The sequence below is a fragment of the Marinifilum sp. D714 genome (genome assembly GCF_030851345.1).
GTDB lineage: Bacteria > Bacteroidota > Bacteroidia > Bacteroidales > Marinifilaceae > Marinifilum.
The window spans coordinates 1-626 of record NZ_JALPNU010000074.1 but is presented as its reverse complement, the minus strand read 5'-3'; the positions used below and the strand labels follow the sequence as shown (position 1 = coordinate 626).

General features: G+C 39.5%; 1 protein-coding gene. It reads right to left on the bottom strand.

Annotated elements, in window-relative coordinates:
• Positions 1 to 626 (bottom strand): reverse transcriptase domain-containing protein (locus tag M0051_RS19610; protein ID WP_306743266.1); only part of this gene is annotated, 626 nt, incomplete at both ends.

Here is a 626-nt window from a genome sequence, read left to right as displayed (position 1 = left end):
GATGGTTTTTAGCTTTTGTTTCAGATTTTTCCAACTCTTTTCGGATACCACCAATTGATACTTACCTCGTTCGCCTTTCTTGTAGGTTGGCACAAAACCAAAACCCAAAAGCACAAAATGAACTGGTCGGCGAATACCACTTTTTTCTCTGTTTATCTTCAATTTTAGTTTGTCTCTTAAAAACTTGTAAATCGAATTCCCTACTTTTCGGGCTTTCGATTTTGTTTTCAGGTAAATGCTAAAATCATCGGCATAACGCACAAAACGTAGCTTCTGCCGTTCAAGTTCTCTATCCAACTCATGCAACATGATGTTCGACAAAAGAGGACTTAATGGACTGCCCTGTGGAACGCCTTTTCTGCGTTTGACCAGTTTGCCGTCGATTAGAATCGGGGCTCTTAGCCATTTGCGTATCAGGCGCATTGTAGTTTTGCATTTTATCTTTCGATAAAGCAATTGCAGTAAATAACAATGGTCTACTTCATCGAAGAAGCTTTGCAGGTCAATATCTACAATGTGCTGAAAGCCTTGGTTGATATATTCCTGAGATTTTAAAGCTGCCTGATGTAAACTCCGATTGGGACGAAAGCCATAACTACTGTCCGAAAAATCAAACTCGAATTTTG